Source organism: Streptomyces sp. CG4, assembly GCF_041080655.1.
Classification (GTDB): Bacteria; Actinomycetota; Actinomycetes; order Streptomycetales; family Streptomycetaceae; genus Streptomyces.
The window spans coordinates 4,973,406-4,990,549 of the sequence record NZ_CP163525.1 but is presented as its reverse complement, the minus strand read 5'-3'; the positions used below and the strand labels follow the sequence as shown (position 1 = coordinate 4,990,549).

General features: G+C 70.3%; 12 protein-coding genes and 1 pseudogene. 8 read left to right on the top strand and 5 right to left on the bottom strand.

Going from position 1 to position 17,144, the window contains the following annotated elements; genetic code table 11:
• The first annotated feature begins 222 nt into the window (after positions 1-222).
• The 7 genes from AB5L52_RS22515 (at position 223) to AB5L52_RS22485 (ending at position 7,078) form a co-directional block, all read left to right on the top strand.
• Complete coding sequence (locus AB5L52_RS22515) at positions 223-1,065, top strand: M24 family metallopeptidase (RefSeq protein WP_351577752.1); 843 nt, start codon at positions 223-225, stop codon at positions 1,063-1,065.
• Between the two features lie 8 nt (positions 1,066-1,073).
• Entirely contained in the window at positions 1,074-2,828 is a 1,755-nt protein-coding gene (locus AB5L52_RS22510; RefSeq protein WP_369368951.1) for an SDR family oxidoreductase, read from the top strand.
• A 167-nt stretch (positions 2,829-2,995) separates the two neighbouring features.
• A complete protein-coding gene (locus AB5L52_RS22505; protein ID WP_369365817.1) occupies positions 2,996-3,955 on the top strand; it encodes a MerR family transcriptional regulator in 960 nt (319 codons plus the stop codon).
• Positions 3,956-4,075: 120 nt separating this feature from the next.
• Positions 4,076-4,663 (top strand): RNA 2'-phosphotransferase, encoded by a 588-nt coding sequence (locus tag AB5L52_RS22500; RefSeq protein ID WP_369365815.1) that lies wholly within the window; start codon positions 4,076-4,078, stop codon positions 4,661-4,663.
• Positions 4,664-4,696: 33 nt separating this feature from the next.
• The gene (locus tag AB5L52_RS22495; RefSeq protein WP_351016795.1) at positions 4,697-5,155 is read left to right on the top strand and encodes a hypothetical protein; all 459 of its coding nucleotides are present in this window, start codon (positions 4,697-4,699) and stop codon (positions 5,153-5,155) included.
• Between the two features lie 42 nt (positions 5,156-5,197).
• The gene (locus AB5L52_RS22490) at positions 5,198-6,100 is read left to right on the top strand and encodes an LLM class flavin-dependent oxidoreductase (RefSeq protein WP_351016798.1); all 903 of its coding nucleotides are present in this window, start codon (positions 5,198-5,200) and stop codon (positions 6,098-6,100) included.
• A gap of 90 nt (positions 6,101-6,190) precedes the next feature.
• Entirely contained in the window at positions 6,191-7,078 is an 888-nt protein-coding gene (locus AB5L52_RS22485) for an HAD-IIB family hydrolase (protein WP_351577740.1), read from the top strand.
• Positions 7,079-7,117: 39 nt separating this feature from the next.
• Here AB5L52_RS22485 and AB5L52_RS22480 read toward each other — a convergent pair.
• The 4 genes and pseudogenes from AB5L52_RS22480 to AB5L52_RS22465 form a co-directional block, all read right to left on the bottom strand.
• Positions 7,118-8,772, bottom strand: a pseudogene (locus AB5L52_RS22480) (GAF domain-containing protein).
• Positions 8,773-8,876: 104 nt separating this feature from the next.
• Positions 8,877-12,434: a thiol reductant ABC exporter subunit CydD gene (gene cydD / locus AB5L52_RS22475; RefSeq protein WP_369365812.1), complete on the bottom strand. Its 3,558-nt coding sequence runs from the start codon at positions 12,432-12,434 to the stop codon at positions 8,877-8,879.
• Between the two features lie 59 nt (positions 12,435-12,493).
• Entirely contained in the window at positions 12,494-13,513 is a 1,020-nt protein-coding gene (cydB, locus tag AB5L52_RS22470) for a cytochrome d ubiquinol oxidase subunit II (protein ID WP_369365810.1), read from the bottom strand.
• Positions 13,514-13,528: 15 nt separating this feature from the next.
• Entirely contained in the window at positions 13,529-15,037 is a 1,509-nt protein-coding gene (locus AB5L52_RS22465; protein ID WP_369365808.1) for a cytochrome ubiquinol oxidase subunit I, read from the bottom strand.
• A gap of 207 nt (positions 15,038-15,244) precedes the next feature.
• On the opposite strand from AB5L52_RS22465, the gene AB5L52_RS22460 reads away from it, so the two are divergent.
• On the top strand, positions 15,245-15,622 hold the full coding sequence (locus AB5L52_RS22460) for a cyclophilin-like fold protein (protein WP_369365805.1): 378 nt from the start codon (positions 15,245-15,247) through the stop codon (positions 15,620-15,622).
• Positions 15,623-15,635: 13 nt separating this feature from the next.
• On the opposite strand, the gene hisC is transcribed toward AB5L52_RS22460, so the two are convergent.
• Positions 15,636-16,715: a histidinol-phosphate transaminase gene (hisC, locus tag AB5L52_RS22455; protein ID WP_351016817.1), complete on the bottom strand. Its 1,080-nt coding sequence runs from the start codon at positions 16,713-16,715 to the stop codon at positions 15,636-15,638.
• Positions 16,716-17,144: the final 429 nt, after the last annotated feature.

Sequence of the window (17,144 nt, the reverse complement as noted above, 5' to 3'; positions counted from 1 at the left end):
CCGGGCCACGACGGTCGTCAGACCACAGAGCCGTCTTCGCGTCAGACCCAGGTATTACGGGACCCTAAGGGATGCCGTGCCTCAGGGTTACCCGAGGTTTTCCACAGCCGCCGGACCTCCCTATTGACGCCGCCTCTAACAACTGTCACATTCACCAGTGTCAAGTTACGGACGCGTACCGCAGTCGACGCACGGGTCGACGGCACGACGGGACGGGGCGGCATGACGACGGCAGTGAGCAGCGAACTCTCCGTGGAACTGCGGGGGTTCAGGCGGGTGCAGCGCCTCGCCTACGAATGCGCGGAGGCGGTCGCGGCGCGGCTGGAGCCGGGCGTGACGGAGCGCGAGGCGGCGCGGATGCAGCGGGAGTATCTGCGCGAGCGCGGGGTGCGGGACTGGTTCCACCTGCCCTTCGCGTGGTTCGGCGACCGCACCGCGTTCGTGAACTTCCGCATCCCCCTGCAGTTCTTCCCGACCGACCGGGCCCTGGCGCCCGGCATGCCGTTCATCCTGGACATGGCACCGGTGTACGAGGGGTACACGGCGGACATCGGCTACTCGGGCTCCCTCGGGGTGAACCCGGTGCAGGACCGGCTGATGGCCGACCTGGAGGCGCATCGCGAGCTGATCCTGCGCGAGGTGCGCGAGCGGCGCCCGCTGCGCGAGATCTACGAGCACGTGGACCGGCTCATGGTCCGCCAGGGCTACGCCAACCGGCATCGCGCGTACCCGTTCGGCGTGATCGCCCACAAGGTGGACCGGGTGAAGCAGCGCCGCTTCTCGCCCCACCTGTTCGGGTTCGGCACGCAGTCCCTGAAGGGCCTGGCCGCCGATGCGCTGCACGGGCACCGCGAGGGCTGGTCACCGCTGTGGTCGCCGTACCGCTTCTCGGACCACCCGCCGCAGCCGGGACTGTGGGCGGTCGAACCGCACCTCGGCTTCCGCGGTACGGGTGCGAAGTTCGAGGAGATCCTCGTGGTCACCGACTCGAAGGACCCCGAACAGAGCGCGTTCTGGCTGGACGACGATCTGCCGCACGTGCGGCGCTGGGCGGAGGAGAGGTGACGGCGGACGTGACGCTGAGGGGTGCCCGGGAGCGCCGGGTGGCGACCGGCGGGGTCGAGCTGTGCGTGGCCGAGCTGGGCGATCCGGAAGCGCCGACGGTGGTGCTGGTGCACGGCTACCCGGACAGCAAGGAGGTCTGGTCGGAGGTCGCCGTCCGCCTCGCCGACCGCTTCCACGTCGTCCTGTACGACGTCCGGGGCCATGGCCGCTCCACGGCACCCCGGCCGCTGCGCGGCGGCTTCACCCTCGCCAAGCTCACGGACGACTTCCTGGCCGTGGCGGACGCGGTCAGCCCGGACCGCCCGGTGCACCTGGTCGGCCATGACTGGGGCTCGGTGCAGTCGTGGGAGTTCGTCACGGTGGGCCGCACGGAGGGCCGTATCGCCTCCTTCACCTCGATCTCCGGGCCGTCCCTGGACCACTTCGGGCACTGGATCAACGCGCGCGTGAAGCGTCCGACGCCCCGCCGGGTGAGCCAGCTCCTCGGCCAGGGCGCCAAGTCCTGGTACGTGTATCTGCTGCACACACCGGTCCTCCCGGAGCTGGCCTGGCGCGGCCCGCTCGGCAAGCGCTGGCCGGGGATCCTGCAGCGGGTCGAGAAGGTCCCCGCCGGGAACTACCCGACCTCCTCCCTTCCCTCGGACGCGGCGCACGGCGCCTGGCTGTACCGGGACAACGTCCGCGCCCGGCTGACCAGGCCGCGCACCGACGCGTACGCGCACGCGCCCGTGCAGCTCATCACACCCCAGGGGGACGCGTTCCTCTCCGAGCGTCTCTACGACGACCTGGAGCAGTGGGTGCCCCAGCTGACCCGCCGCACGCTCCCCGCCAAGCACTGGGTGCCGCGCACCCGCCCTGATCAACTCACGTCCTGGATCGAGGAATTCATCATGTCCGTCGACGGCGGCCGCCCCGAGCCGAAGGCCACCGGCCGGCACGCCGACCGGTTCGGCGGGCAGTTGGTACTGGTCACCGGGGCGGGCAGCGGCATCGGCCGGGCCACGACGTTCGCGTTCGCGGAGGCGGGCGCGCGCGTGGTGGCCGTCGACCGCGACGCCGAGGCCGCCGCCCGCACCGCCGAGCTGTCCCGGCTGATCGGCGCGCCCGAGGCCTGGGCGGAGACGGCCGACGTCTCCGACGAGCAGGCCATGGAGAAGCTCGCCGAGAAGGTGCACCGTGAGTACGGCGTGCTGGACGTGCTCGTCAACAACGCGGGTATCGGCCTGTCGGGCTCCTTCTTCGCCACGACGTCCGAAGACTGGCGCAAGGTGCTGGACGTCAATCTCTGGGGCGTGATCCACGGCTGCCGGATCTTCGGCGCGCGGATGGCCGAGCGCGGCCAGGGCGGCCACATCGTCAACATCGCCTCGGCGGCCGCGTTCCAGCCCTCCCGGGCCCTGCCCGCCTACAGCACCTCCAAGGCGGCGGTGCTGATGCTCTCCGAGTGCCTGCGTGCCGAACTCGCCGGACAGGGCATCGGGGTGAGCGCGATCTGCCCCGGCATCGTCAACACGAACATCACGGCCACGGCCCGCTTCGCCGGCGTGGACGAGGCCGAGGAACGCCGCCGCCAGAAGAACTCCGCCCGCCTGTACGGGCTGCGCAACTACCCGCCGGAGAAGGTCGCCGAGGCGATCCTGGACGCGGTGACCCGCAACCGGGCGGTCGTCCCGGTGACCCCGGAGGCCAGGGGCGCCCATGCGCTGTCGCGACTCATGCCGGGGGCGCTGCGGCGACTCGCGCGGGTGGAACCGAAGGTGTGAGGTCGCGCCGTCGGGCTCGCGGCCGAGCGCAGGCCGCGGGCCCGTCGTGGCTGGTCGCGCCCACGCGGCGGTAGCCGCATATCAGACGCAGCCCCGCGCCCCCAGGGGGTTGCGGTCCCGCACCCGCATTAGCCCCGTAGCTGCACCCACCAGCCAAGGAGCCGCACATGCCCGGCCCTCCGGCCGAGAACACGTACCGCATAGAAGACCTGGCCCACCACACCCGCACCACCGTAAGAACCATCCGCGCCTACCAGGACCGCGGCCTCCTCCCCCGCCCCGAGCGCCAGGGCCGCGCGAACCTCTACGCCGAGACCCACGTCACCCGCCTCCACCAGATCGCCCACCTCCTCGACCGCGGCTACACCCTGGCCTCCATCAAGGAACTGCTGGACGCCTGGGACACCGGCCGCGGCCTGGGCGGGATCCTCGGCCTGGTCACCGAGGTGGACGGCCCGTGGACGGACGAACGCCCCGACCGCATCACCCGCACCGAGCTGGACGCCCGCTTCGGCGGCACGCCCGACGACGACGCCGTGAGCGAGGCGATCGAGCTCGGCGTACTGGAGCGGATCGACGACGACCCCGACACGTTCCTCGTACCGAGCCCCCAAGAGCTGTCCGTGGCAGTCGAGTTGCACGCGGCCGGAGTCCCGCTGTCCGCGATCTCGGGCCATCTGCGGGAGTTGAGGGGGCAGGTCGAGCACATCGCCGCCCGTTTCCTGGAGTTCACCACCGAGTACGTCTTCGCACGCTATCTGGACGACCCCGAGCGCCGTACGGACGCGCACGCCGCGGAAGCCGCCTCGCTGGTACGCCGACTGCGCCCGCTGGCCCGGCAGACGATGGACGCCGAACTGGCCCGTGCCATGCGCTCGTTGGCGACCCGGCAGCTGCGCACACGCCTCGGTGCGGCGCGGCCCGTCGAGGACCGGTACGCCGGACGGTACGCCGACCGTTCCGTCGCTCTTCCCGCCGGCACGATCGACGCCGTGGAAAGCCTCGTTGGCCGGGAACGCGTTTCCGAGTTCATCGCGCTGGCAGCCGAACGCGAGCTGCGGGCCCGCGCCTTGGACCGTCTCACCTCAGATGCCCTACAGGGACAGGAAGTTCGCGAATCACCCTAAGGGGCACGTCACTTGTCCACAGATTCGTCAATTCCCCTGTGGATAACCTCACTTGGTTGTGGATCAAACCTACAGAGAAAAAAACCTGCGTGATCCATGTCTCTCCCGCACGCTGGACACATGAACGGAAGAGAAGAAGAACGACACGACGAACGACACATCAACGAGAGACGCACCGTGAAGGTGTCGAAGTACCTCTCCAAACACCTGCGCCACCAGCCGGAGCGCATCGGGCTCACCCTGGACCCGGCCGGCTGGGTGGAGATCGACACCCTGATCGCCGCGGCCGCCGCCCACGGCTTCCGGATCACGCGCGAGGAACTGGACCACGTGGTGGCCACCAACGACAAGCGGCGCTTCGCGATCGAAGGGAGCCGGATCCGCGCCAGCCAGGGTCACAGCATCGAGGTCGACCTCGGTCTGCCCCCGGCGACCCCGCCGCCGTACCTCTACCACGGCACCGTCGCCCGCAGCCTGGACCCGATCCGCGCGGACGGCCTCAGGCCCATGAACCGGCACGACGTGCACCTCTCCGCCAACCGCGAGACCGCCACCCGGGTCGGCGCCCGCCGCGGCCGCCCCGTGGTGCTCACCGTCGATGCGGGTGCCATGCACCGCGACGGCCACATCTTCCGCGTCAGCGCCAACGGAGTCTGGCTGACCCGGGCCGTCCCCCCGCGCTACCTGCGGTTTCCCGACCCCCGCTGATACCGGGCGGCCGATTGCGGTCATGATCGGTGCATGGATCACTCGAACGAGCATCTGCCGACCACCGAGGCCGCCGTCACCGCGCTGCGCGCCCTCGCCGCCCGGTACGGGCGCGAGATCGAGGTGACCCACGACATCGGCGCCGACCGGACCTCCCGCCGCAGTGCCGCGGGCATCGGCGTGACCACCGACCCGGACGGCTCCCTGCCGCACGAGGCGTACGCCGAGTTCGGCGGCGAACCCCGGGTGAGCGTGCAGCTCTACCCGGACGACGACGCGCTGATCATCGTCGAGGGCATCGAATGCCACGACGTCCCGCGCGACGACGTGCCCGCCTTCCTCCGCTCCGTCTTCGGCGGCCTCGCCCACGTCACGGCACGCCGCTTCCCGCCCGGCTACCGCCTGGTCGTCCCGCTGCCCGGCGACCGCACCTACAAGGAGTACGTCCCGATGATCCTGCTCAGCCCGTGGCTGAGCAGCCGCATTCGGTGACTGCTCGGTCCGTTGTCAGTCGGGCCGCTTACCCTCGAACGCATGAGTCTGCGTCTGAGCACCGTGATCCTGCCCTACCGCCGCTGGAGCGAAGGCGGCCGTTCGGCCTGGGTGCGGGCTGAACAGCTCGGCTTCCACACGGCGTACACATACGACCACCTGTCCTGGCGCAGCTTCCGTGACGGCCCGTGGTTCGGCGCGGTGCCGACGCTGACGGCCGCCGCAGGCGTCACCGACCGACTGCGCCTCGGCACGCTGGTGACCTCGCCGAACTTCCGCCACCCGGTGACCCTCGCCAAAGAGCTGATCTCCCTCGACGACATCTCCGGCGGCCGGATCACCCTCGGCATCGGCGCCGGCGGCAACGGCTTCGACGCCACCGCGCTCGGCCAGGAGCCGTGGAGCCCGCGCGAGCGCGCCGACCGGTTCGCCGAGTTCGTGCCCCTGCTGGACCGGCTGCTCACCGAGGACGCGGTGTCGTACGAGGGCCGCTTCTACTCGGCGCACGAGGCGCGGAACATCCCGGGCTGCCTCCAGCGGCCCCGGCTGCCGTTCGCCGTGGCCGCCACCGGCCCGCGCGGCCTGAAGCTCGCCGCGCGCTACGGCCAGGCCTGGGTGACCACGGGCGACCCGAAGCTGTACGAGTCGGGCACTCCCGAGCAGTCCGTCGAGGCCCTGCGCGGCCAGGCTGCCAAGCTGTCCGAGGCCTGCGCGGAGGCCGGACGTGACCTGGCCGGCCTGGAGAAGGTCCTGCTCACGGGCTTCACCCCGGACCGCGCCCGGCCGCTTCAGTCCCTGGACGCGTTCGTGGACTTCGCCGGCCGGCACCAGGAGCTGGGCTTCACCGAGATCGTGATCCACTGGCCCATCCCTGACTCCGACTTCGCCGCGGACCAGAAGATCTTCGAGCAGATCGCCATGGAGGCCGTCGCCCAGCTGACCTGACCGGACCGCCGTGGGGCTGACCGGATCACCACGGGTCCGAGCGTCATCTGTGTCTCATCTGTGCGGAGTCCCGCACGGCCGTGCTGGCATATGCGCGAGAATGGCCCGGTGACCTCAGCGACCAGACAGCCCGGGACCCCGTCCGCCGCCGTACAACCGCGGCTGATCGCCACCGACCTCGACGGCACGCTGCTGCGGGACGACAAGTCGGTCTCCCCACGCACGGTCGCCGCGCTGGCCGCGGCGGAGGACGCGGGCATCGAGGTCTTCTTCGTCACCGGCCGCCCGGCCCGCTGGATGGACGTCGTCAGCGACCACGTCCACGGCCACGGCCTGGCGATCTGCGGCAACGGCGCCGCCGTGGTCGACCTGCACGGCGGCCCCGGCGCCCACCGCTTCGTGAAGGTGCGCGAACTGGCCCGCGCGAACGCCCTGGACGCCGTACGGCTGCTGCGCGAGGCCGCGCCCGGCACGGTGTACGCGATCGAGCAGACCTACGGCTTCCACCAGGAACCGGACTATCCCAAGCTGCACATGGAGATACCGGACCACCTGCTGCCCGCCGAGCAGTTGCTCGCCCCCGACGGCCCGGACGCCGACCAGCCCGTGCTCAAGATCCTGGCCTACCACCCGGAACTCGACCCGGACGCCTTCCTCGCCCTCGCCCGGATCGCGATCGGCGACCGCGCCAACGTCACCCGCTCCAGCCCCAGCGCCCTGCTGGAACTGAGCGGCCCCGACGTCTCCAAGGCCAGCACGCTCGCCCTGTGCTGCGCCGAGCGCGGTATCTCGCACGAGGAGGTCGTCGCCTTCGGCGACATGCCCAACGACGTCGAGATGCTGACCTGGGCCGGCCAGTCCTACGCGATGGGCAACGCCCACCCGGACGTCGTCGCCGCCGCATCGGGCCGCACGGTCGCCAACAACGAGGACGGCGTCGCGATCGTGATCGAGAAACTGCTCGCGGATCGTTTCTAGCAGCTGAGAGCTCCTCGGCTTCCAGCAGCTGGGAGCCCCTCAGTACGGCGCCTCCCACACCACCGCCGACCCGCCGCCGTCCTCCCCGATGCCCGGGCCGAGCCTGCTGTCCCCGCCGAGCGACCCGGCTCGCCGCTGCAGATTCCGCAGCCCGCTGCGCCGGCCGCCCCCGGGAATGCCGACGCCGTCGTCCACGACGGTCAGCCGTACCCCGGGACCCCCGCCGGCCAGCTTGACCGTCGCATCGACCACGACGTCGATCCGGGAGGCGTCGGCATGCCGGAACGCGTTGGACCGCGCCTCCCGCAGCGCCGCGATCAGGTTCTTGCCCGTGAGGTCGCCGACGGTGTCGACAGGACCGAGAAAGCGGTGCGAGGGCTTGAACCCCAGCGGTACGGCAGCCATGGTGATCTCCCGCAGCACCCGCGTCCGCAACCCCGACGGCATCTCCGCCGGGCCCTGCTGCAACGCGAAGATCGCGGTGCGGATCTCCTGGATGGTGACGTCGAGTTCGTCCACCGCCTTGCCGACGCCCTCGCGCACCTCCGGCACCACGGACCGCCGCTGTGCGGTCTCCAGCATCAGCCCCGTGGCGAACAGTCGCTGGATGACCAGGTCGTGCAGATCCCGGGCGATCCGGTCGCGGTCCTCGAACACCGCGAGCCGTTCCCGGTCGCGCTGCGCCTCGGCCGTCATCAGCGCCGGCGCCGCCTGCGAGGCGAACTGCACGGCCAGCGTACGCTCGGCCCGCGTGAACGGCCGTCCGCCGCGCGCCCGGGGCGTGACCAGCGTGCCCAGCACCCGGCCGTCGCTCTGCAGCGGCACCATCATCGCCGGCCCGTAGCCGCTCGCGTACTGCGCCAGCATCCGGGAGTCGGTGGCCGCGTCCGCGACGAACACCGCCTGTCCGTCCAGGAGTTCGGCGACGATCCGGCTCTCCGGCGGAATCACCGCGCCCAGCATGCCCGTCGGCTCGTCCGAGGCACGGCCACCAGCTCCAGGCCGCTCTCCTCCCCGGGCAGCAGCACGATCCCGGCCGCCGCTCCGGACAGCCGGCGCGCCTGCTCCGCCACGACCTGCAGGGCGTCGTCGGCGTCCCCGCCCGACAGCAGCGCCGTGGTCACGGCCACGGAGCCGTCGATCCAGCGCTCCCGCTGCATGGCCGCCTCGTACAGCCGGGCGTTGCCCACCGCGATACCGGCCTCGGTGGCCGGCACCTGCACCATGGCGAGGTCGTCGTCGTTGAAGGGCCGGCCGTCGCGCTTCTCGGTCAGATAGACATTGCCGAAGATCTCGCCCTGCACCCGGATCGGGACACCGAGGAAGCTGTTCATCGGCGGATGGTGCTCGGGAAAGCCGCACGAGCGCGCGTCGGCGCTCAGATCGGCCAGCAGGACCGGCACCGGCTCCCTGATGAGCGCGCCGAGCAGCCCCCTGTGCCCGTCGGGCAGCCGGCCGATCCGGCGGGCGGTCGCCTCCTCCACCCCCTGGTAGACGAAGTCGGAGAGGCCGCCGCCCCCCTCGGCGACGACCCCGATCGCCGCGTACCGGGCGCCGGTCAGATCGGCGGCCGTCTCGCAGATCCGGTCCAGCGTGGAGTGCAGCTCCAGCCCGCTGCCCACGGACCGCATCGCCTCCAGCAACTGCGGCACCCGCAGAGCCGGCTCGGGGGCGGGCGGGGGCGAAGCACACATGCCCCGAGCGTAATTAGTCCTTTTGTCACCGAAACCGGAGTCGAGAACCGGGGTGACACGGGGAGGGCAAGGGGGATGGCGCGGGGACGACACCGGAGGGGCTGTCAGGCCGTCCCCACCAGCGACTCCGCCTCCGCCTCCCGCCGGGCCAGCGCCCGCAGCGGCCCGTCCACCGCGAGAAGCTCCGCGTACGTGCCCCGCTGCACCACTCGCCCGGCGTCGAGCACGATCACCTCGTCCACCGCCTCCAGCCCGGCCAGCCGGTGGGTGATCAGCAGGGTCGTACGGCCCTGTGTGGCGGCCAGCAGATCGGCGGTCAGCGCATCGGCCGTCGGCAGATCCAGATGCTCGGCGGGCTCGTCGAGGACGAGGACGGGGAAGTCGGCCAGCAGGGCCCGGGCCAGCGCCAGCCGCTGCCGCTGCCCGCCGGACAGCCGCGCCCCGTGCTCACCGACAAGCGTGTCCAGGCCGTCGGGCAGCTCGTCCACCCAGTCCAGCAGCCGGGCCCGGTCCAGCGCCCGGCGCAGATCGGCCTCGGTGGCGTCCTTCCGGGCCAGCAGCAGGTTCTCGCGCACCGAGCTGTCGAAGAGATGCGCGTCCTGCGCACACAGCCCGACGAGCCGCCGTACGTCGTCACCGGCCAGCGCGTACGCGTCCACACCGGCGAGGGTGTACGAGCCCTCCTGCGGGTCGAGGAAGCGCAGCAGAACCTGGGCGAGGGTCGTCTTGCCGGAACCGGACGCCCCGACCACCGCGATCCGCCGCCCCTCCCTCAAGGTGAGATCGAACCCGGCCAGCGCCTCTCCCCGCTGTCCCTCGTACCGCGCGGCCAGCCCCTTGACCACCACCGGGAACGGCGAGGCCGGAGCCTGCCGCGCCCGCTCGGGCTCGCGCACGGGCTCCGGGGCGTCGAGCACCTCGTGGACGCGCTCCGCGCTCCGCCGCACCCGCTGCCGGTGCCGCACGGCGAGCGGCATCCCCAGTACGGCCTCGAAGGCGGCCAACGGAGTGAGGACGACCACGGCCATCGCCACGCCGCCAAGCCGGCCCGCGGCCACCGCCTGGGCGCCGAGCAGCGCGGTCGCCGCGACGGTGAGCCCGGAGATCAGCGCGGTGAGCCCGTCGCCCAGCGCGGTCGCGGCGGCGCCGCGCGAGGCGATCCGGGTCAGCGCGCCGTCGGCTCGCCGGGCCGCGTCCGTACGGGCGGGCAGCGCACCGGCGACGGTCAGCTCCGCGGTGCCGGTGAGCAGATCGGTGACCCGGGTGGCGAGGGCGCCCCGGGCGGGGGCCAGCCGTCGCTCGGCCCGCCGGGCCACGGTCGCGGTGACGAGCGGAACGCCGGCACCGGCCGCCACGAGGCCCGCCGCGAGAGCCGCGCCGGCCTCGGGCAGCAGCCAGGCCGTGAAGCCGACGGAAGCGGCGGAGACGACCACGGCGACCGACGCGGGCAGCAGCCAGCGCAGCCAGTAGTCCTGGAGCTCGTCCACGTCCGCGACCAGCCGGGTGAGCAGATCCCCGCGCCGCGCGCTCCGCAGCCCGGCGGGCGCGAGCCCCTCCAGCCGCCGGTACACGGCGACCCGGGTGTCGGCCAGCATCCGCAGCACCGCATCGTGCGACACCAGCCGCTCGGCGTACCGGAAGACCGCCCGCCCGATCCCGAAAGCCCGCGTGGCCGTCACCGCCACCATCAGATAGAGCACCGGAGGCTGCTGAGAGGCCCGCGAAATAAGCCACCCGGACGTCGCCATCAGGCCCACGGCACTACCGAGCGCCAGACTGCCCAGCACCGACGCCCACACCAACCGCCCCCGCCGGGGCCCAGCAAGCCCACGAACCCGCGCAAGCACACCAAGGGACCGCCCGAGAGGCCGCCCTGAACCGCCACCCTGTCCCTGCGCTACGGCACCACGATCGAGCTCACCGATTCCGGCCCCAGCCGAGCCCTGCTCTGCGGAGCCGTCTTCCATCCCGCCGATTCGGGTGGCGGACGGGCGAGGACGGGGATCCAGGGGGCGGAGTCCCCTGGCAGGACCGCAGCCGGTCAGCCGCACGACCCGGTCGGCCACATCCAGCAGCGCGGGCCGGTGCACAACGAGCAGCACGGTACGCCCGACAGCAAGCCGCCGCACCGCAGCCACAACCTCCGCCTCGGTCGCCCCGTCCAGCCCCGCCGTCGGCTCGTCCAGCACCAGCACAGGCCGGTCGGCGAGAAGGGCCCGCGCAAGAGCCAACCGCTGCCGCTGCCCCGCCGACAGCCCGGTCCCGTCCTCCCCGAGTACGGTCTCCGCCCCTTCGGGCAGCGCCTCCACGAACTCCAGCGCCCCGGCATCCCGCAGCGCCTGCCGCACCGCGCTGTCGTCCGCCTCGGGCCGCGCCAACCGCACGTTCTCCGCGATGGTGCCGGCATACAGATGCGGCCGCTGCGGCACCCACGCGATCCGCGACCGCCACTCCTCGACATCGAGCCCGGAAAGATCCGCTCCCCCGATCCGCACCCGCCCCTCGGTGGGCTCGACAAACCCGAGCAACACGCTCACCAGCGTTGACTTGCCCACCCCGCTCGGCCCGACCAGAGCAACCGTCTCACCGGGCTCGACGGTGAACGACACCTCCGTCACGGCGTCCGTGGACCGGCCGGGATAGCGGACGGTGACCCCGTCGAAGGCCACCGCACCCACGGGCACCGCACCGGAGCCGGACGCCGGAACCATCGTCTGCAGTACGGTGAAGATCTCCTCCGCCGCGGCGAGCCCCTCCGCCGCCGCGTGGTACTGGGCACCGACCTGACGCAACGGAAGATAGGCCTCGGGCGCCAGCACCAGGATCACCAGACCGATGTACAGATCCATGTCGCCGCGCACGAGTCGCATTCCGATCGTCACCGCGACCAGGGCGACCGACAGCGTGGCGAGCAACTCCAGCGCGAAGGAGGAGAGGAAAGCGATCCGCAGTGTCCGCAGGGTGGCCTGCCGGTACTCGCCGGTGATCCGGCGGATGGACTCGGCCTGCGCCTTGGCCCGGCCGAAGACTTTCAGCGTGGGCAGCCCGGCGACCACGTCCAGGAAATGCCCGGACAGGCGGGACAGCAGCCGCCACTGACGGTCCATCCGGGACTGGGTGGCCCAGCCGATCAACATCATGAACAGCGGGATGAGGGGCAGGGTGCCGACGATGATCGCCGCCGACAACCAGTCCTCGGTGACGATCCGCGCCAGCACGGCCACCGGCACCACCACCGCGAGCCCCAACTGGGGCAGATAGCGCGAGAAGTAGTCGTCGAGGGCATCGACCCCGCGCGTGGCCAGAGTGACCAGCGAACCGGTGCGCTGACCGGCCAGCCACCCGGGACCCAGCGCCGCCGCCCGGTCGAGAAGCCGCCCCCGCAGCTCGGACTTCACCGCCGTGCTCGCCCGGTGGGCGGCGAGCTCGGTGAGCCACGCGACGACCGATCGGCCGACGGCTACGGCCGCCAACAGCAGCAGGGGAGCGCGCAGTTCAGTGACGGACTGCCCATGCTGGAACGCACCGACGACGACCTCGGCGATGAGCATCGCCTGGACGATGACCAGTCCCGCACCAACGGCTCCCAGACCGACGACCGCCACCAGGAAGAGACGGGTGGCACGGGCGTACTTCAGCAGGCGTGGATCGATTGGTTTCACGTGAAACGTGCCCTTCGGTCCAGAGGGTGTGTTTCACGTGAAACACACCCTCGACGGACTCAGTGTGCGGCGCCGGCCGTGGCATCGGATGCGATGTGCTGCGTGCCGATCCGCTTGCGGAACACCCAGTAGGTCCAGCCCTGGTAGAGCACCACCAGGGGTGTGGCGATGGCAGCCAGCCACGTCATGATCTTCAGGGTGTACGGGCTCGACGAGGCGTTGGTGACCGTCAGACTCCAGTCCCCGTTGAGCGTGGACGGCATGACGTTCGGGAAGAGCGACAGGAAGAGCATCGCCACCGCGGCCACGATCGTGACGCCGGAGAGCGCGAACGCCCAACCCTCACGCCCGAGTTGATTGGCCACCAGCGCGGCCACCAGGGCCACGACCGCCACGGCCAGAGCCACCAGGCTCCTGCCATTACCGCTGTGTGCCTGCGTCCACAGCAGGAAACCGAGCGCCACGACGGCCGTGACGAGACCGACCCACAGCGCCAGCTTCCGCGCCCGCACCCGGATGTCGCCCACGGTCTTGAGCGCGGTGAAGACCGCTCCGTGGAAGGTGAACAGCGTGAGCGTCACCAGACCGCCGAGCAGGGCGTAGGGGTTGAGCAGATCCCCGAGGCTGCCGACGTACTCGAAGTGCTGGTCGATCTTGACGCCCCGCACGATGTTCGCGAAGGCCACACCCCACAGGAACGCCGGGATCAGCGAAGTCCAGAAGATCGCTGTCTCCCAGTTGCGCTGCCAGTTCTCCTCGGGTCGCTTCGCACGGTACTCGAAGGCGACGCCTCGGACGATCAGACAGACCAGGATGACCAGCAGCGGCAGATAGAAGCCGGAGAAGAGGGTGGCGTACCACTCCGGGAACGCGGCGAAGGTCGCTCCGCCGGCCGTGAGCAGCCACACCTCGTTGCCGTCCCAGACGGGTCCGATGGTGTTGATCAGCACCCGCCGCTCCGGCCGGTTGCGGGCCAGCAGCTTGGTGAGGATGCCGACCCCGAAGTCGAAGCCCTCCAGGAAGAAGTAGCCGGTCCACAGGACGGCGATCAGGACGAACCAGACGTCGTGAAGTTCCATGACTGTTCCCCCGGCCTAGTACGAGAAGGCCATCGGCTTGTCGGCGTCACGGGTGTCGCCGCCGATCTTCGTGGGCGGATTGAGGTCGGTCTCGGTCAGCTCGGGCGGGCCGGCTTTGACGTACTTCGCGAGCAGCTTGACCTCGACCACGGCGAGGATCGCGTACAGCGAGGTGAAGACGAGCATCGAGGTGAGGACCTCGGCCTGGGAGACACCGGGGGAGACCGCGTGCCGGGTCTGCAGGACGCCGTAGACGACCCACGGCTGGCGGCCCATCTCGGTGAAGATCCAGCCCCAGGAGTTGGCGATCAGCGGGAAGGCCAGGGTCCAGGTCGCGATGCGCCAGTACCAGGGCGTGAGCTTCGGACTGAGCGCCTTGTTCTTGAACAGCACCAGGTGCGGTACCTCGTCCTCGCCGACCCGTAGATGCTTCGGCAGCATGAACTTCTTGCGGGTCAGCCACAGTCCGGCCAGACCGATGGCGAAGGAGGACATACCGAAGCCGATCATCCAGCGGAAGCCCCAGAAGGCGACCGGGATGTTGGGCCGGTAGTCGCCCGGACCGAACTTCTGCTGCTCGGCCTTGTTGACGTCGTTGATGCCGGGGACGTACGAGGTGAAGTCGTCGTCGGCGAGGAAGGACAGCAGACCGGGTATCTCGATGGCCACGGTGTTGTGGCCCTTCTCCACATCGCCGTAGGCGAAGATCGAGAAGGGTGCCGGCTTCTGCCCGTCCCACAGCGCCTCGGCGGCCGCCATCTTCATGGGCTGCTGCTTGAACATGACCTTGCCGAGGGTGTCACCGCTGATCGCGGTGAGCAGACCTGCGATGACCACGGTGACCAGGCCGAGCCGCAGCGAGGTCTTCATCTCGCGGATGTGCCTCTTGCGGGCCAGGTGGTAGGCGGCGATGCCCACCATGAAGGCGCCACCGGTCAGGAAGGCTGCGGACAGGGTGTGGAAGGCCTGGCTGAGTGCGGTGTTCTGGGTCAGCACGGCCCAGAAATCGGTCAGCTCGGCCCGGCCCTTCGCCTTGTCGATCTTGTATCCGACCGGGTGCTGCATCCAGGAGTTGGCCGCGAGGATGAAGTACGCCGACAGGATCGTGCCGATCGAGACCATCCAGATGCAGGCCAGATGGATCTTCTTGGGCAGCTTGTCCCAGCCGAAGATCCACAGACCGATGAAGGTGGACTCGAAGAAGAACGCGATCAGCGCCTCGAAGGCGAGCGGGGCACCGAAGATGTCACCGACGAACCGCGAGTAGTCGGACCAGTTCATGCCGAACTGGAACTCCTGGACGATGCCCGTGACCACACCCATGGCGATGTTGATCAGGAAGAGCTTGCCCCAGAACTTCGTCGCTCTGAGGTACTTCTCCTTCTCCGTGCGCACCCAGGCCGTCTGCAGCCCGGCCGTGAGGGCGGCCAGGGAGATGGTCAGCGGGACGAACAGAAAGTGGTAGACGGTGGTGATGCCGAACTGCCAGCGCGCCAGTGTCTCCGGCGCCAGAGCCAGGTCCACGTCGTCACTCTCCTTACTACGGCGTGGTACAGCGGCGGCTTGCCCTGCTTATCTCGTACATACAGGGCAATCGGGTCGCGCTTGTGAACGCGTTCACATTCACAAGCCATTATGACGCACTGATTTTCGGCAACCGACGGGGGGTCCCCCCTCGCCTTCCCGTCAGGACCTTGGCAGCATCTTCAACATATTGTTGAATTGCACGCCATGCAGATACGTATTTCCTGGCCCGCGGGAAACGTCACCGCGACCCTCGACGCAGACACACCAACCGCCCAGGCCCTCACCAAGGCACTGCCACTCACCTCCACCGCCCGCACATGGGGCGAGGAGGTCTATTTCGACACAGGTGTCGCCGTTTCACGTGAAACTGACGCCCGGCAGGTCGTAGAACCGGGCACGGTGGCCTTCTGGACGGACGGCAACGCGCTCGCCCTCCCCTACGGCCCCACACCGATCTCGCGAGGCGACGAGTGCCGCCTCGCGAGCCCGTGCAACATCCTGGGGCGCCTGGACACGGACGCCCGGAACCTGGCGTCCATCCGCGACGGTGACCCCGTCCGCGTGGAACTGATCGACGAGTAAAACCGCCGCTTAGCTACAGCTCCTTGCGGAACGCCTCTGTCACCTTCAGGAAGATGTCGTTCGCCTCGGTCTCTCCGACCGTCACCCGCACACCCTCGCCCGGGAACGGCCGGACCACCACACCGTGCTGCTCGCAGGCCTGAGCGAACGCGACCGTACGCTCCCCCAGCCGTAGCCAGACGAAGTTCGCCTGCGTCTCCGGCACGGTCCAGCCCTGGCCGCGCAGCGCGTCGACCACGCGCGTGCGCTCGCACACCAGCGAGCCGACCCGGCCGAACAACTCGTCCTCGGCCCGCAGCGAGGCGATCGCCGCTTCCTGCGCGAGCTGGCTGACGCCGAAGGGCACCGCCGTCTTGCGCAGCGCCGCCGCGACCGGCTCATGGGCGATCGCGAAACCGACGCGCAGCCCCGCGAGCCCATAGGCCTTGGAGAAGGTGCGCAGGACACAGACGTTGGGCCGGTTCCGGTACAGCTCGACGCCGTCGGGCACCTCGGGGTCGCGGATGAACTCGCGGTAGGCCTCGTCCAGCACGACCAGGACGTCGCCGGGCACCCGGTCGAGGAACCGCTCCAGCTCGGCTCGCCGCACCACCGTGCCGGTCGGGTTGTTGGGGTTGCAGACGAAGATCAGACGCGTCCGGTCGGTGATCGCGTCCGCCATCGCCTCCAGGTCGTGCACATCGCCGGGCGTGAGCGGCACCTGCACCGACCGGGCGCCGCTGATCTGCGTGATGATCGGGTACGCCTCGAAGGACCGCCAGGCGTAGATCACCTCGTCGCCGGGACCGCTGGTGGCCTGGATGAGCTGCTGGGCGACGCCCACCGAGCCGGTGCCGGTGGCCACGTGGGAGACCGGGACGCCGAAACACTTCGACAGCTCGTCCATCAGCCCGGTGCACGCCATGTCCGGGTAGCGGTTGAAGCTGGCGGCAGCCGCGGTCACGCTCTCCATCACGCCGGGCAGCGGCGGGTAGGGGTTCTCGTTGGAGGACAGCTTGTAGGCGACCGGTCCGCCGGCCGCGGCGGGCTTACCCGGCTTGTAGGTGGGGATACCCTCCAGCTCGGCGCGCAGCTTGGGGCTCGTCTCGCTCACCGCAGTCCTCCTCGCGACCACCGGCGGACCGTCGACGCCGCCGGCTTCCAATACTCCTCACCTTATGAGGATTCGGCCCCGGTGCGTACAGGTGGTGGGCCTGCAATACGCGAGCCACGCCCGACTCGGTGCCATCGAGGGCATCACCGTACGAAGGCGTACGTATCAAGGGGCGCGCCATACATATATCTACGCGCCGGTGGCTCGCGCCGTGGCGCGCATCCCTCGTGCAGGTGAGTTGAGACCTCTTCGAAACATCGGACACTTGGCAGGCCCATGCGCGTTGACAAGTCACGTCCTACCGATGGAACGGTCAACATCCTTTGTTTCTAAGGTAGTTCACCCTGACTGACCATGCAGAAACGTGCCTGTCAACGCGTGCATATGCGTCCGCACTACCCCACCGCATGAGCCCTACTATCGGCTCGC

Bases quoted from the DNA above. Each gene is read 5' to 3' on its own strand.
- AB5L52_RS22515 (WP_351577752.1), top strand. From the start codon at position 223: ATGACGACGGCAGTGAGCAGCGAACTCTCCGTGGAACTGCGGGGGTTC.
- AB5L52_RS22505 (WP_369365817.1), top strand. From the start codon at position 2,996: ATGCCCGGCCCTCCGGCCGAGAACACGTACCGCATAGAAGACCTGGCC.
- AB5L52_RS22500 (WP_369365815.1), top strand. From the start codon at position 4,076: ATGAACGGAAGAGAAGAAGAACGACACGACGAACGACACATCAACGAG.
- AB5L52_RS22495 (WP_351016795.1), top strand. From the start codon at position 4,697: ATGGATCACTCGAACGAGCATCTGCCGACCACCGAGGCCGCCGTCACC.
- AB5L52_RS22490 (WP_351016798.1), top strand. From the start codon at position 5,198: ATGAGTCTGCGTCTGAGCACCGTGATCCTGCCCTACCGCCGCTGGAGC.
- AB5L52_RS22485 (WP_351577740.1), top strand. From the start codon at position 6,191: ATGCGCGAGAATGGCCCGGTGACCTCAGCGACCAGACAGCCCGGGACC.
- cydB (WP_369365810.1), bottom strand. From the start codon at position 13,513: ATGGAACTTCACGACGTCTGGTTCGTCCTGATCGCCGTCCTGTGGACC.
- AB5L52_RS22460 (WP_369365805.1), top strand. From the start codon at position 15,245: ATGCAGATACGTATTTCCTGGCCCGCGGGAAACGTCACCGCGACCCTC.